Source organism: Streptomyces sp. NPDC050548, from assembly GCF_044457385.1.
In the GTDB taxonomy this organism is placed as follows: Bacteria; Actinomycetota; Actinomycetes; order Streptomycetales; family Streptomycetaceae; genus Streptomyces.
Genome location: NZ_JBITGV010000003.1, coordinates 299,914 through 314,926, shown reverse-complemented (window position 1 = coordinate 314,926; position 15,013 = coordinate 299,914). Strand labels below are relative to the sequence as shown.

Here is a 15,013-nt window from a genome sequence, read left to right as displayed (position 1 = left end):
GACGCATGGCCACACCCGAAAAGACGCGCTCCGACAAGACGCGCCGCGCCGACCCCGTGACCCTGGAGGTCGTCGAGCTGATCGGCGATGTCGTGGCGCGGTTCTACGAGGACTACGAGGCGGCGGCGGGCGACCACTCGCTGACCGGCGCCCAGGCGCGGCTGCTGAGCCTGCTGTCACTGGAGCCGCTGCCGATGCGCAAGCTGGCACAGAAGCTGAAGTGCGAGCCGTCGAACGTCACCGGGATCGTGGACAGGCTGGAGACGCGGGGCCTGGTGGAGCGCCGCCCCGATCCCGCCGACCGGCGGGTGAAGCTGGCGGCGGCGACGGACGAAGGCAGGCGGGTGGCCCGCAGCCTGCGGGAGTCACTGCGGTTCGCCCGGGAACCACTCGCCGGCCTGTCGGACGAGGAAAGACTGGCACTGCGAGGCCTGCTCCGGCGGATGCTGGAAATCTGAGCGTCCGACCGTTCGGCCTCGAACCCCAAGCCGAACGGCTCAGGACTCAGGAGCACCACCACAAGATCTGTTTGCACGTCTCCGAAGGCGACGGCGTCGGGCTCGGTTCCGAGGACGAGGGCTCCGAGGTCGGAGTGGTCGTCGGATCGCCGGTGGACGTCGACGTGGGGGACGTGTGGCCGGCGGCGGTGGTCGGGGTCAGCGACGCGGAGGGACTCTTCGTCTCCGTCTCCGACTCGGAAGGCGAAGCCGACCCTGACGCCGACGCACCCGGAGACGCCGAGCCCGTACCCGGCCCAGCAGTCTTCGTGTCCCCCAGCGGCTCAGCCGTACCGCTCGCCTCCGAGGACGCCGCCCCCTCCGCCGAGGCATCACCCGGTCCCGCGGGCTTCGAGATCGAGAACGGCGCGTCCGTGCCCAGTTCGGCCAGGCTCAGCCCGCCGGCCGCGAGCACGAACCCGGCCGTGACGAGGAGCACCCGGCGCCGCCGTCGGCGATGCGCCGCGGCCTTGCGATCGCGACGACTCGCAACCGGCACGTCCGGGCCCTCGGCGTCACCCTCGACGCCCTCGACATCCTCGTCGACCTCCTGGTCGGGCGCAGCCGACGCCACCCCACCGTCCATTTGTGAACGCACGTCAACTCCCGCCTCGTAGGCAGGAGTCGGCACGACGGGTATTTCGGCTGACGCGCCGCACCCCGGGCACGCGAGGGCGCCGTTCAGGTGCCGGCCGCAGGGGTGGCAGTAGTCCATGACGCCCGAAGACTAAGTTCCTCACAGGTAACGTTCATAGTCACGTCTGTGAAAATTGTGCAAGGAACCGGTCGCCCGACCGGATCTCCGCCCACCCCCCTTGCCGAAACCGTTACTTGTTCGACCCATTGACACCCCAGCCCCGCCGTCCTTACTGTCTGCCCAGCATTTCGAACGTGAGCCGAAATTTCGAACAGCACCGAAGAGCACAGGGGGCATCTGCCGTGCGCATCACGGGAATCAGCACGCACGTGGTCGGGACGCCATGGCGCAATCTGACGTACGTCCAAGTGCACACCGACGAGGGCGTCACAGGCGTCGGCGAGACCCGGATGCTGGGCCACACCGACGCGCTGATCGGTTACCTGCGCGAGGCCGAGGCAAACCACATTCTCGGTTCCGATCCGTTCGCCGTGGAAGACCTCGTACGCCGGATGAAGTACGGCGACTACGGCCGTGCGGGCGAAATCGTGATGTCCGGCATCGCCGTCATCGAGATGGCCTGCTGGGACATCAAGGGCAAGGCCCTCGGCGTGCCGGTGTGGCAGCTGCTCGGCGGCAAGGTCACCGACAAGGTGAAGGCGTACGCCAACGGCTGGTACACCACCGAGCGGACCCCGGAGGCCTATCACAAGGCCGCCCAGGGGGTCATGGAGCGCGGCTACAAGGCGCTGAAGATCGACCCGTTCGGGACCGGGCACTTCGAACTCGACCACGAGCAGACCCTGTACGCCGTCTCGCTCATCGAGGCCGTACGGGACGCCATCGGCCCGGACGCCGAGCTGATGCTGGAGATGCACGGCCGCTTCTCCCCGTCCACCGCGGTACGGCTCGCGCACGAACTCGCGCCGTTCAAGCCGGCCTGGCTGGAGGAGCCGTGCCCGCCCGAGAACCTGAAGGCGCTGGAGAAGGTCGCCGCCAAGGTGGACATCCCGGTCGCCACGGGTGAACGCATCCACGACCGCGTCGAGTTCCGCGAGCTGTTCGAGAGCCAGGCCGTCGACATCATCCAGCCCGACGTCGGTCACATCGGCGGCATCTGGGAGACCCGCAAGCTGGCCGCGACCGCCGAGGCGCACTACGTGCTCGTCGCCCCGCACAACGTCGGCGGGCCGGTGCTGACCGCCGCCTCGCTCCAAGTCGGCTTCTCCACCCCGAACTTCAAGATCCTGGAGCACTTCAACGACTTCGCGGACGCGGAGATCAAGAAGGTCGTCAAGGGTGCCCCGCAGGTGATCGACGGCTACTTCCACCTCTCCGACGCGCCCGGTCTCGGCGTCGAGCTGGACGTCGACGCGGCGGCCGAGTTCCCGCAGCAGCAGGCCCGGTTCGACCTGTGGGCGGACGGCTGGGAGCAGCGCAAGCCGAAGGGCTCGAAGTGAGCACGGCGGTCGTCGTCGCGGGACCGGGCGAGCACAGCCTGGTCTCGCACGAGCCCCGGCAGCCGGACGCGGGCGAGGCGCTCGTGCGCGTCCACGCGGTCGGCATCTGCGGCAGCGACCGCGAGGTGTACCAGGGCAACAGGCCCGAGGGCTACGTCCGTTACCCCCTGACCCCGGGCCACGAGTGGTCGGGCACGGTGGAGGCGGTCGGTGCCGGGGTGCCGTCAAGTCTGGTCGGCCGCAAGGTGGTCGGTGAGGGCTTCCGCAACTGCCAGGTGTGCGACCGGTGTCACGCGGGCGAGACGACGTTGTGCTCGGCGGGCTATGAGGAGACGGGCTTCACCCAGCCCGGCGCCATGGCCACCACCCTCACTCTCCCCGCCCGGCTGCTCCATGTCCTCCCGGACGAGGCCGACTTGACGGCGGCGGCACTGCTGGAGCCGGCGGCCTGCATCGCGGCGGCGGCCCTGAAGGCGAACGCGCGGCCGGGTGAGCGGGTGGCCGTCGTCGGCACCGGAACGCTCGGCATGTTCGCGATCCAGTTCCTCAAGGCGGGCTCCCCCGCCGAACTCCTGGTGGTGGGCTCCCGCCCGGACCGCGCGGCCCTCTCCGAGCAGTTCGGCGCGACGGACTTCCGTACCAAGAACGAGCAACTCCCGGACGACTTCGACGTGGTGATCGAGACGGCCGGCTCGGCGGACGCGGCCCGTACGGCCGCCGCCCTGCTCCGGCGCGGCGGACGGCTGGTCCTGACCGGCATCCCCGCACCGGGCGCCGAGGGTCTCGACCCGACCGATCTCGTCGTACGGCAGCTGGAGGTGCACACCGTCTTCGGGGCACCGCCGGACGCCTGGGCGCACACGGTGCGGGTGTTCGGGGCCGGTTTGCTCGATCCGCTCCCCCTGGTCACCCATGAGCTGCCGCTCGCCGAGTTCCCGCAGGCCATCGAGCTGGTGGGGTCCGGCGATCCGAAGGTCGGCAAGGTGCTGCTGCGGCCGTAGGAAACCCCCAGCCGTACGTCGGCACGGGGTGTCCTGACCACCCCGTGCCGGCGTACCACCACAGTTTTTCCGTACCCCGAGCCGCGAACCGCGTCCGAAATACCGAACAAGAAGGACAGCCAGTGACCGACACCGCCACGGCAGCCCGCAGGCCCGGGGAGCAGGCGCTCTCCGCGCTCGGCCTGGGCGCGCCCGCCCTCGACCCCGCCGACACCTCGCCGCACACGTTCCCCGGCGGCGGTCGCTGGCGCACCGAGATCCCTTCGTGCGAGGGTCCCGAGGCGCTGGCGGTCATCCTCAAGGAGTCCTCGCGCCTCGATGTGCCGATCCACCGGATCAGCCAGGGCAGCGGGGTATGGATGCTGACCGACTCCGAGATCACCGAGATGGTCGAGGCGACGGCCGAACGCGACATCGAGCTGTGCCTGTTCACGGGTCCGCGCGGGACCTGGGACATCGGCGGCTCGGTCCGCTCCGACTCGCGCGGCGGGGGTCTGCGTGCCCGGGGGCACGACGCGGTCGCCGGCTGCATCGAAGACGCCGTGCGGGCAACGGAGTTGGGCGTCAAGTGCCTGCTCGTCGCCGACGAGGGCGTGCTGTGGACGTTGCACCGGGCGCGGGTCGCCGGGATCATCCCGGCGGACACCACGCTCAAGGTCTCGGCGCTGATCGGGCCGGTCAACCCGGCGGCGTACGCGGTCTACGAGCAGCTGGGCGCGGACTCGTTGAATGTGCCCAGCGATCTGACGCTCGATCACCTCACCGAGATCCGGCGGGTGTCGGCGGCTCCGATGGACATGTACATCGAGGCGCCGGACGACCTCGGTGGCTACATCCGGATGTACGAGGTCGCGGAGCTGATCCGCCGCGGGGCCCCTCTGTACCTGAAGTTCGGCCTCTCCAAGGCCCCCGGTATCTACCCGTGGGGCACCCACCTCCGTGACGTCACGCTGGACACGGCGCGCGAGCGCGTACGGCGAGGGCGCCTGGCTCTCGACCTCCTCGCCCGGCACGGGGCGGACGGCGACATGGCTCCGCTGGGTTCCAGGTTGCCGGGGTCCTTGAACCGTTTCCCGGTCGAGGCTGCCACGGGCTGATTGTCGGGGGCTGCGGGCCGGTGGGGGCTGGTGGGGGCTGGTCGCGCAGTTCCCCGCGCCCCTGATGAACGCAGCCCCGGTTTCCAAGGCACCCCGCATCACCCGCACCTATAAACACCGGCCCGCTTTCCAGGGGCGCGGGGCTGTATCGAATTGCGGCTCCGCCGCGGGGCGCGACCAGCCCCCACCGGGCCCGCACCACACAACACAACCGAACAACACCGCACCGCATCCTGAACCACCCCCCACGCACTCGCTGCACCTCTCAACGACGAGAAGAATGAGGCCAGTTCACATGCGCATCCGCAGAAGCCGTGCCCTCCCCCTCATAGCCGGCGCCGCCACCCTCGCGCTGTCCCTGTCCGCCTGTGGACAGAGTGGCTCGGGCGGCAGCAAGGAGAAGGAGAGCAGCGCCAAGGGCGGCACGATCGGCATCGCGATGCCGACGAAGTCCTCCGCGCGCTGGATCTCCGACGGCGACAACATGGTCAAGGACCTCAAGTCCAAGGGCTACAAGACCAAGTTGGTCTACGGCGAGGACGACCCGGACACCCAGGTCTCCCAGATCGAGAACATGATCACCCAGGGCGTCAAGGGCCTGATCATCGCGGCGATCGACAACAAGTCCCTGAACAACGTGCTCCAGGAGGCCGCGGACGCGAAGATCCCGGTCATCGCCTACGACCGCCTGATCCTCGGGACGAAGAACGTCGACTACTACGCCTCCTTCGACAACACGAAGGTCGGCGTGCTCCAGGGCACGTACCTCATCCACAAGCTCGGGCTGGACAGCGGCAAGAACGGCCCGTTCAACATCGAGCTGTTCGCCGGCTCGAACGACGACAACAACACCAAGTACTTCTTCAACGGCGCGATGAGCGTGCTCCAGCCGTACATCGACCAGAAGAAGCTGGTCGTCAAGTCCGGGCAGACCGAGCTGAACAAGGTCACCACCCTGCGCTGGGACGGCACCAAGGCCCAGAACCGCATGGAGGACATCCTCACCGGCTCCTACAAGACCGGCCGGGTCGACGCGGTGCTCTCGCCCTACGACGGCATCTCCATCGGCATCCTGTCCGCGCTGAAGTCGGACGGCTACGGCTCCGCGAGCAAGCCGCTGCCGGTCATCACCGGCCAGGACGCCGAGCTGGCGTCGGTGAAGTCGATCATCGCGGGTGAGCAGACGCAGACCGTCTACAAGGACACCCGTGAGCTGGCCAAGGTCGCGGACACGATGATCGACGACGTCCTCAACAAGAAGACGCCGCAGACCAACGACACCAAGACCTACGACAACGGCACCAAGGTCGTCCCGGCGTATCTGCTCCAGCCGGTGAGCGTGGACAAGACCAACTACGAGGACGTGCTGGTCAAGGGCGGGTACTACACGGACGCGCAACTCAAGTAGTTCCGCGGCCCGTCACCCGACCCCACACTTGATTGGAAGGCACGACCATGGCGGGACCCGTCCTGGAAATGCGCTCGATCGTCAAGACCTTTCCCGGTGTCAAAGCGCTCTCGGACGTCACACTGACGGTCCGTCAGGGCGAGGTCCATGCCATCTGCGGTGAGAACGGCGCCGGGAAGTCCACCTTGATGAAGGTGCTCTCCGGCGTCCATCCGCACGGCAGTTACTCGGGCGACATCCTCTTCGAAGGGGAGGAGTGCCGCTTCCGAGACATCCGGGCCAGCGAGCACCGAGGCATCGTCATCATCCACCAGGAACTGGCACTGGTGCCGTTCCTCTCCATCGCCGAGAACATCTTCCTCGGCAACGAGCACGCCACGCGCGGGCTCATCAACTGGAACGAGACCCTGCGGCACGGCACCGAACTGCTGCGCCGGGTGGGCCTGAGCGACCACCCGGAGACCCGCGTCGCCGACATCGGCGTGGGCAAGCAGCAGCTGGTGGAGATCGCGAAGGCGCTGTCGAAGAAGGTGAAGCTGCTCATCCTGGACGAGCCGACGGCGGCGCTGAACGACGAGGACAGCGGCAAACTCCTCGACCTCATACTGGAGTTGAAGAAGCAGGGCATCACCTGCATCATCATCTCCCACAAGCTGAACGAGATCCGCAGGGTCGCCGACTCGGTGACGATCCTGCGCGACGGCCGCTCCATCGAGACCCTCGACGTGAAGGCACCGGAGACGACCGAGGAGCGGATCATCTCCGGCATGGTCGGCCGCGACCTCGACCACCGCTTCCCCGAACGCACCCCGTACGAGGGCAAGCCCGAGGCGGCACCCGCGCTGGAGATCCGCGACTGGACCGTGTTCCATCCGATCGACCAGCAGCGCAAGGTAGTTGACGATGTGTCAATAAATGTGCGCAGGGGCGAGATCGTCGGCATCGCCGGACTCATGGGCGCCGGCCGCACCGAACTCGCCATGAGCGTCTTCGGGCGCTCCTACGGCCGCTTCGCCGGCGGCACGGTCCTCAAGGACGGCCAGGAGATCCGCACCAAGTCCGTCGCGGAGGCGGTCGGGCACGGCATCGCCTATGTCACGGAGGACCGTAAGCACTACGGCCTGAACCTCATCGACACGATCAACCGGAACATCTCGCTGGCCGCCCTGAACAAGGTCGCCAAGCGCGGTGTGGTCGACGAGCAGGAGGAGCGGCAGGTCGCCGAGCGGTTCCGCACCTCGATGAACATCAAGGCGCCGACCGTCTTCGAGCCGGTGGGCAAGCTGTCGGGCGGCAACCAGCAGAAGGTCGTCCTCAGCAAGTGGATCTTCGCGGGTCCCGAGGTGCTGATCCTGGACGAGCCCACGCGCGGCATCGACGTGGGCGCCAAGTACGAGATCTACACGGTCATCGACCAACTCGCCGCCGAGGGCAAGGCGGTGGTCTTCATCTCCTCCGAACTGCCGGAGCTGCTCGGCATGTGCGACCGCATCTACACGATGGCGGCGGGCCGGCTGACCGGTGAGGTACCCCGGGCCGAGGCCACGCAGGAAGTGCTGATGCGCCAGATGACGAAGGACAAAGAGGTAACGCGATGAGCACGGACGTGACCGACAAGATCCCGGCCGCGGCACCGCCGGGCAAGGGCGGATCGGAAGCGGGCGGCGGCCTGTTGCGGCTGGTACTGAACGGCCTGCGGCGCAACATGCGGCAGTACGGCATGCTGATCGCGCTCGGCCTGATCGTGATCCTCTTCGAGATCTGGACCGGCGGCGACCTGCTGCTGCCGCGCAACGTCTCCAACCTGGTGCTGCAGAACAGCTACATCCTGATTCTCGCGATCGGCATGATGCTGGTCATCATCGCCGGGCACATCGACCTGTCGGTCGGCTCGCTCACCGCGTTCGTGGGTGCCTTCGCGGCGGTCCTGATGGTCAATCACCAGGTGCCGTGGCCGGTCGCGTTGGTGCTGTGCCTGCTGATGGGCGCCGTCGCGGGCTCGGTACAAGGGCTGTTGATCGCCTACGCGGGCATACCGTCCTTCATCGTCACCCTCGCCGGGATGCTGCTCTTCCGCGGCCTCACGGAGATCCTTCTCCAGGGCCAGACCCTGGGCCCCTTCCCCGGCGGTCTGCAGAAGATCGGCAACGGCTTCCTGCCCGCGGTCGGCCCGAACACCAACTACCACAACATCACGCTGCTGTTGGGCCTCGTGATGATCGCCGCGGTGGTGTGGCAGGAGGTGCGTGACCGGCGCCGTCAGCAGGAGTTCTCGCTCGACGTGCCGCCGACCAAGCTGTTCCTGCTCAAGCTCGTCGCGATCGTCGCCGCGATCCTCTGGCTCACCCTGCTGCTCGCCAGCTACGACGGCGCTCCGATCATCCTGCTCATCCTCGGTGTCCTGGTGGCCGGTTACGGCTACGTGATGCGCAACACCGTCTTCGGCCGGCACATCTACGCGATCGGCGGCAATCTGCCGGCCGCGAAGCTGTCCGGCGTCAAGGACAAGCGCGTCACCTTCCAGGTGTTCCTGAACATGGGCGTGCTCGCGGCCCTGGCGGGTCTGGTCATCACCGCCCGCCTGAACGCGGCCTCGCCGAAGGCGGGCGACGGCTTCGAACTGGAGGCCATCGCCTCCTCGTTCATCGGCGGCGCCTCCATGAGCGGCGGTGTCGGTACCGTCCTCGGCGCCATCATCGGCGGTCTCGTCCTCGGCGTGCTGAACAACGGCATGAACCTCCTCAGCGTCGGCACCGACTGGCAGCAGGTCATCAAGGGCCTCGCCCTGCTGACCGCGGTCGGCTTCGACGTGTGGAACAAACGCAAGTCCGGTTCGTAAGTCCAGCTCGGGCCCCGCACGTCTGTCATTCGCACAGCGCGGCGGGGCCCCTTCCATGTGCAGGAGCCGCTCAATGGAACTGAACAGACGCACTGTCATTGCAGGCGCGGCAGCCGCAGGCATCGCCGCGAGCACACTCGGTACAGGTACGGCGCAGGCGGCCTCGGGAGGCAGAAAGCCCGTGAAGGAACTCTTCGGCACGCTCGCCGACGGCAGCAAGGTCTACCGCTGGTCGCTGGAGAACGGCGGCACCCGGCTCAAGGTGCTGTCGTGGGGCGGGGTCGTCCAGTCCCTCGAACTCCCGGACCGGCACGGCAAGTACGCCAACGTGTCGCTCGGCTTCGACAACATCGCCGACTACGTGGCGAAGACCCCGTACTTCGGCGCGCTCATCGGCCGCTACGGCAACCGCATCGCCAAGGGCCAGTTCACCCTCGACGGCAAGAGCTACCAGCTCTCCGTCAACGACGGGGTCAACAGCCTGCACGGCGGCACCCAGGGTTTCGACAAGCACATCTGGGACGTGGAGGGCTTCACCGCCGGCTCCGACGTCGGCCTGCACCTGTACTACACCAGCGTCGACGGCGAGATGGGCTACCCGGGCACCCTCAAGGTGAAGGTGACGTACACGCTCAACAAGCACGGCGACTGGCGCATCGACTACGAGGCCACCACCGACAAGGCCACGGTCGTCAACCTGACCAGCCATGTCTACTGGAACCTCGCCGGTGAGGGCAGCGGCACGATCGAGAACCACGAGCTCACGATCCCCGCCGCCCGCTACACGCCCACCGACTCGGGGCTGATCCCCACGGGCGAACTGGCCAAGGTCTCCGGCACCCCCTTCGACTTCCGCAAGACGAAGCCGATCGGCCGCGACATCCGGGCCGCGCACGTCCAGCAGGTGCAGGCGAAGGGCTTCGACCACAACTGGGCCCTCGACAAGGGCATCACCGCGAAGCCCGAGCACGCGGCGACCCTGCACGACCCGCGCTCCGGCCGCACCCTGAAGATCGCCACCGACCAGCCGGGGCTGCAGTTCTACTCCGGCAACTTCCTCGACGGCACCCTGACGGGCACCGGCGGCCACACCTACCGCCAGGGCGACGCGCTCTGCCTGGAGACCCAGCACTTCCCGGACTCGCCGAACCACGCGAACTTCCCGACGACCGTGCTGAGGCCGGGTCAGACGTACAAGACGTCGACGATCCACACCTTCAGCGCGTGACCATCCACGCGTGACCATTCACTACGCGACGCGAGACTCGGGCCAGGGGTTCCCGAACTCACACTAATTTCACATCCGTTGAACAGTGCCACTCCCGTCTCCGTATTCATGGGCGGCCCGTGCTCCCCCGCGCGGGCCACCCAAGACGACGGGCCCGGTCGTCCCCGCCGGGCCCGCCTTCATACGGAGGTTCCATTGGCCGACTCCAACGTCACCTCGCTGTTCCGCAGTACGGCGGCGCACAGCCCGTCGATGGCAGCGCTGGCGCGTGAGAGCGACGGCACCGGCCCCGTGGACTTCTGTATCCCGTGCAACCCGTACTTCCCCACGCCCGCCATGTTCGACGAGATGGCGGCCCGGCTGCGCGAGATCATCACGTACTACCCGAGCAGCGCCGACACCATCACGGCCGAGCTGTGCAATCTGCTCCAACTCCCGCCGAGCTGCGTCGCGATGGGCAACGGTTCCACCGAACTGATCACCTGGATCGACCACTTGATGGTCCGCGAGTCACTCGCCATCCCCGTCCCCACCTTCGGCCGCTGGACCGACCAGCCCATGGAGACCGGCAAGCGGGTCGACATGTTCCCGCTCCAGGAGTCCAACGGCTTCGCCCTGGACCTCACGCAGTACGCCGAGTTCATCCGCAAGCGCAACACCAAGGTCGCCGTCATCTGCAACCCGAACAACCCCGACGGCGGCTTCCAGCACAAGCAGGCGCTCGTCCAGTTCATGGACGCGATGGCCGACCTGGACCTCATCGTCATCGACGAGTCGTTCCTGGAGTTCGCCGACGCCGAGGTCGAACCCAGCGTCGTACAAGAGGCGATGCTCCGCCCCAACGTGGTCGTCCTGCGCAGCCTCGGCAAGAACTTCGGCCTGCACGGCATACGGTTCGGCTACCTCGTCGCCAACCCCGCCCTCGCCGGGCGCATCCGCTCGATGCTGCCGAAGTGGAACCTCAACGCCTTCGCCGAACACGTGGTGTTCATCCTCAAGGAGCACGGCGCGGAGTACGCGCAGAGCCTCCAACAGGTGCGCCGCGACCGACTCGACATGGCGAGCCATCTCTCCGCGCTGCCCGGCCTGACGGTCTATCCGTCGCAGGGCAACTTCCTCTTCGTACGCCTCCCCGTGGGCGCCGAGGGGACCGTGGTCCGGGACCGGATGCTCACCGAGCACCGCATCCTGGTCCGCGAGTGCGGCAACAAGATCGGTTCGTCCAGCCGCTTCCTGCGCCTCGTGGTGCGCCCCCAGGTGGACGTGCGTCGCCTGGTGTCCGGCCTGGAACAGGTGCTCTACGGGACCAGGAGGGGAGCCGCCGTACCCGAGCTGAGCACAGGGACCAGCTACAGCTCGGGTACGGCGGCCGTGGATCGTCTTGTCGGCGCGACGAACGGTGCGGGCATCCAGATGCCGGCGGCTGTCGCTCAGATGCCGATGCAGCCGCAGCCTGTGCCCATGCAGGCGCCTGCGCCGGCTGCCGCAGTGCCTCAGCCGCAGCCCGTGCCTATGCCTGTGCCGCAGCCCCAGCCTCAGCAGCAGCCGCAGTACCAGCCGATGGTGGCCGCGGCGCAGGCTCCGCAGATGCCGATGCAGGCTGTTGCGCAGATGCCGGAGCAGTTGGCTCAGGTGTCGCAGCAGATGCCGGTCATGCAGCAGCCTCAGCAGCAGCCGTACGGGACGCCTGCGCCGGCTCCTCAAGGGCCTACGCCCACTGGAGTTCCTGCTCGTAATGGGCTTACGGCTGCGCAGGTGCGCGGGGCTACCAGTCCTAACGGGATGCAGAATCTTGCGCCGGCGCCTGCGACTGGGTGGCCCAATGCGCAGAGTTGGCCCAATGCTGCGGGGATGGGGCAGGCGGGCTGAGGTTCGTTGCCGGGTGCGGGTGGGCTGTGGCTGGTCGCGCAGTTCCCCGCGCCCCTTAGGTCAGTCGGCCCTTACGGCGTTGAGTAGCGAGGCTCCCAGCGGTAGCTCGTGGCGGGCCTGTAGCTCGAAGCCCGTCTTCTCCAGGAGTACGCGGTAGTGGTCCTCGTCCCGTTCCTGGCCGCCCACGTTGCACAGCATGTGGATGTCCCACGCCACCGCTGTCGGAGTCGGCAACAGGCGTTCCACCAGCAGTAGTCGGGCTCCTGGGCGCATTGCCCTGGCGCAGTTGTCGAGGATGGTCAGGCAGCGGTCGTCGTCCCAGTCGTGGAGGACTCGGGACAGGAGGTAGATGTCGCCGCCCGCCGGGACCGACTCGGTGAAGTCGCCCGGTACGAAGGTGCAGCGTTCGGCGAGTTGGGGGCGGGCCGCTTCCAGGGCCTCGGGGCGTTCCAGGAGTACGCCCTCCAAGTGGGCGTGGGTGCGCAGGAGTCGGGACAGCAGGGCGCCGTTTCCGCCGCCCACGTCGACCACGCGCCGTGCTGCCGAGAAGTCGATCAGGGTCGGTACCGGGGCGAACATCTCGGAGCTGGCCGCCATCGCCCGGTGGAACAGGTCGCCGAGTTCGGGGTGTTGGGCGAAGTACGGGAAGTGGTGCTGGCCGTAGCGGTGGGCGAAGGCTTCCTCGCCGGTGCGTACGGAGTGGGTCAGGCCGGCGAAGGAGTCGTAGAACGGGCCCGCGTACAACCGTGCCAGGGGGTGGAGGCTGAACTCCGTTCCTGTGCGGAGGGGTTGGCCGGTGGCGGTGAGGTGGTACGTGCCGTCGGACGATGTGAGCAGGCCCAGCGAGGTGAGGTAGCGGAGCAGGCGGCGCAGTGCCTCCGGGTGGGTGGCCGTGAGGTGGGCCAGGGTGTCGGCGTCGGTGCCCGGGTGGTCGGTCAGGTGGTCGGCGATGCGCAACTCGGCCATCGTGGCCACCGCTTGGGTGGCCCAGGCTCCCGTCATGACGCCGAGGAGTGAGGTCGTGGGGTCGGGGAGCGGCGTGTGGCGGCCGGGGAGGCGGAGTTCGAAGCGGCGGTGGGTTCGGGTGCGGTGGTAGAGGACGGTGACGTTCTCGTGGCCGTTGTAGCCGCCACCGTCGGGGACCGCGCCGCCCCGCTCCTGGAGGAGGAGCCGTAGGCCTGCGGGGACCACCGGGCCGGGGGCCGTGACCGCGAAGGCGTGGTGGGATTCGTGGTCCGCCCCGCGTTCGTCCGCCGCCACGGCTTCCAGCGGGGAGTCCGGGGGGACGGGGAGCGCGAAGATCTCCACGCTGCGGGTGCCTGCCGTGACGTGCACGATGGCGACCGGGGTTTCGGCGAGGGCGGGGCCGTAGCGGCGGGCGAGGCGTTCGCGGACCACGACGCTCGGGGTGACGGAGCCGGGTTCGAAGCCGAGGCTGCGGAGTTCTTCGCGGAGGCCGTCGAGGCAGTCCGGGAAGACCAGGACCGCGGTGTGGTCGAAGACCAAGTGGCGGGCCACGTCGGCCCGTTCGGCGGGGGTGAGGTCCGGGAGCAGTTCGGCCAGGACGGTGTCCGTGTCGTGAGCCTCGACGTAGGCCGCCGCGCGCCGGATGCGGTGTACGTCGGCCTCGGCCAGGCGTGCCTGTACGACGGGGAGGTTCATGAGGGGGTTCCCGGTGATCGTGGGGACGGGAGACGGAGTCAGATGCCGGTGTAGTTCTCGGCGAAGAAGTCCTGGTGCGTGCGGGAGGTGCGCAGGCTGTCGAGGCGGGCGTACTGGAGCGCGCGGCCGTAGCGGGCCTCGGCGTCCTCGGTGGTCGGGCCGTGCAGGAGTGTGCTCATCCAGTGGGAGAACTCGTGGGCCCGCCAGACGCGGGGCAGGCAGTCGGCGGCGTAGCGGGCGAGGTCGCTCTCGTCGTCGCGGGTCACCGCCGACGTCAGTGCCTGGGCCAGGCGTTCGGCCTGGAGCACGGCGAGGTTGGCGCCCTTGGCGGCGGAGGGGCTGATGAGTCCGGCGGCGTCGCCGGCCAGCCAGAGGCGTCCGGCGCCGGGGCTGTCCAGGACGTCGGAGCGCAGGTCGACGACCGTCCTCTCCAGGACGGGGCCCTGCTTGAGCGGGCCGAACTCGGCGGTCCTGAGCCGGATCTCCAGCTCGGTCCAGATCCGGTCCTCGCTCCAGTCGGCGGGATCGGTGCCGCGCGGACACTGGAGGTAGTAGCGGGTGACGGTCGCCGTACGGGCCATGTGGCCGGCGAATCCGCGGTCGTGCAGGGCGTATCCGACGGCGGCGAGGCTGGGCGGGGCCTCGGCCAGTACGGCCAGCCAGGTCACGCCGTGGTCCCGGCGGGCGGTGCGGGTGCCCTGTGCCACGAGGGTGCCGCGGGCGACGCCCCGGTGTCCGTCGCAGCCGGCGACATACCGTCCGGTGACCTCCGAACCGTCGCGCAGCCGTACCCGGCCCCCGGCGATCTCGTCGGCCTCGGCGCCGAAGCGGATCTCGCCGCCGCGTCGGAGGTACTCGGCGAGCAGGTCCCGTACCAACTCCTGCTGGGGGTAGACGGTGTGGACCTCGCCGCGGCCCAACTCGCCGTAGTCGAGGGTGAATTCACCCCGCTCGCTGCGGAAGAGGCAGGTGCGGTGCGTCCGGCCCTTGGTCAACAGGCCGGTGTCCAGGCCGTGTCGGGCGAGTACGCGGACGGAGTGGGCGGCCAGGAATCCTGCCCTGGCCCGCCCTTCCACCGCCTCGCGTCCGCGCCGTTCCAGGATCACGCAGTCGATGCCCTGGTCCAGGAGCAGGTTCCCCAGGACCAGCCCCGCCGGGCCCGCCCCGACGATCACCACCCCGGTCCGCGTCCCGGAGTCGAATCGTTTCCCCACAACCACCCCTGATCTTGCTTTTTCGGCCAAGGGGTTTCATATCAGCAAGATCACGGCGATGAGGAATTCATAATGACTAAATAGCCCTTAAGGCCCAATTG

The 15,013-nt window shown here is 68.5% G+C and carries 12 protein-coding genes; 10 read left to right on the top strand and 2 right to left on the bottom strand.

Annotation, left to right across the window (positions count from 1 at the left end):
• Nucleotides 1-5 precede the first annotated feature (5 nt).
• The 10 genes from ACIBJH_RS11540 (at nt 6) to ACIBJH_RS11495 (ending at nt 12,036) form a co-directional block, all read left to right on the top strand.
• Nucleotides 6-458 carry a MarR family winged helix-turn-helix transcriptional regulator gene (locus ACIBJH_RS11540; protein WP_399116636.1) on the top strand — a complete coding sequence of 151 codons (453 nt, stop codon included), beginning with the start codon at nt 6-8 and terminating at the stop codon, nt 456-458.
• Between the two features lie 71 nt (nt 459-529).
• Nucleotides 530-1,114: a hypothetical protein gene (locus ACIBJH_RS11535; protein WP_399116635.1), complete on the top strand. Its 585-nt coding sequence runs from the start codon at nt 530-532 to the stop codon at nt 1,112-1,114.
• Between the two features lie 322 nt (nt 1,115-1,436).
• Nucleotides 1,437-2,594 (top strand): mandelate racemase/muconate lactonizing enzyme family protein, encoded by a 1,158-nt coding sequence (locus tag ACIBJH_RS11530; RefSeq protein WP_019067075.1) that lies wholly within the window; start codon nt 1,437-1,439, stop codon nt 2,592-2,594.
• Nucleotides 2,591-3,595: a zinc-binding dehydrogenase gene (locus ACIBJH_RS11525; RefSeq protein WP_399116634.1), complete on the top strand. Its 1,005-nt coding sequence runs from the start codon at nt 2,591-2,593 to the stop codon at nt 3,593-3,595. Before ACIBJH_RS11530 ends, ACIBJH_RS11525 begins: the two co-directional genes overlap by 4 nt.
• Before the next feature lie 122 nt (nt 3,596-3,717).
• On the top strand, nt 3,718-4,692 hold the full coding sequence (locus ACIBJH_RS11520) for a hypothetical protein (protein ID WP_399116633.1): 975 nt from the start codon (nt 3,718-3,720) through the stop codon (nt 4,690-4,692).
• Between the two features lie 295 nt (nt 4,693-4,987).
• A complete protein-coding gene (chvE, locus tag ACIBJH_RS11515; protein WP_399116632.1) occupies nt 4,988-6,100 on the top strand; it encodes a multiple monosaccharide ABC transporter substrate-binding protein in 1,113 nt (370 codons plus the stop codon).
• Nucleotides 6,101-6,147: 47 nt separating this feature from the next.
• A complete protein-coding gene (gene mmsA, locus ACIBJH_RS11510) occupies nt 6,148-7,698 on the top strand; it encodes a multiple monosaccharide ABC transporter ATP-binding protein (protein ID WP_399116631.1) in 1,551 nt (516 codons plus the stop codon).
• Nucleotides 7,695-8,939 (top strand): multiple monosaccharide ABC transporter permease, encoded by a 1,245-nt coding sequence (gene mmsB, locus ACIBJH_RS11505; protein ID WP_399116630.1) that lies wholly within the window; start codon nt 7,695-7,697, stop codon nt 8,937-8,939. The genes mmsA and mmsB overlap by 4 nt, the downstream gene beginning before the upstream one ends.
• Nucleotides 8,940-9,012: 73 nt before the next feature.
• Nucleotides 9,013-10,167 carry an aldose epimerase family protein gene (locus ACIBJH_RS11500; protein ID WP_399116629.1) on the top strand — a complete coding sequence of 385 codons (1,155 nt, stop codon included), beginning with the start codon at nt 9,013-9,015 and terminating at the stop codon, nt 10,165-10,167.
• 195 nt (nt 10,168-10,362) lie between these two features.
• Entirely contained in the window at nt 10,363-12,036 is a 1,674-nt protein-coding gene (locus ACIBJH_RS11495) for a pyridoxal phosphate-dependent aminotransferase (RefSeq protein WP_399116628.1), read from the top strand.
• A 60-nt stretch (nt 12,037-12,096) separates the two neighbouring features.
• On the opposite strand, the gene ACIBJH_RS11490 is transcribed toward ACIBJH_RS11495, so the two are convergent.
• Together ACIBJH_RS11490 and ACIBJH_RS11485 are read right to left on the bottom strand one after the other, a co-directional pair.
• Nucleotides 12,097-13,698, bottom strand: coding sequence for a methyltransferase (locus ACIBJH_RS11490; protein ID WP_399116627.1), 1,602 nt, complete (start codon nt 13,696-13,698; stop codon nt 12,097-12,099).
• Between the two features lie 38 nt (nt 13,699-13,736).
• Nucleotides 13,737-14,912, bottom strand: coding sequence for a 4-hydroxybenzoate 3-monooxygenase (locus ACIBJH_RS11485; RefSeq protein WP_399116626.1), 1,176 nt, complete (start codon nt 14,910-14,912; stop codon nt 13,737-13,739).
• Nucleotides 14,913-15,013 lie beyond the last annotated feature (101 nt).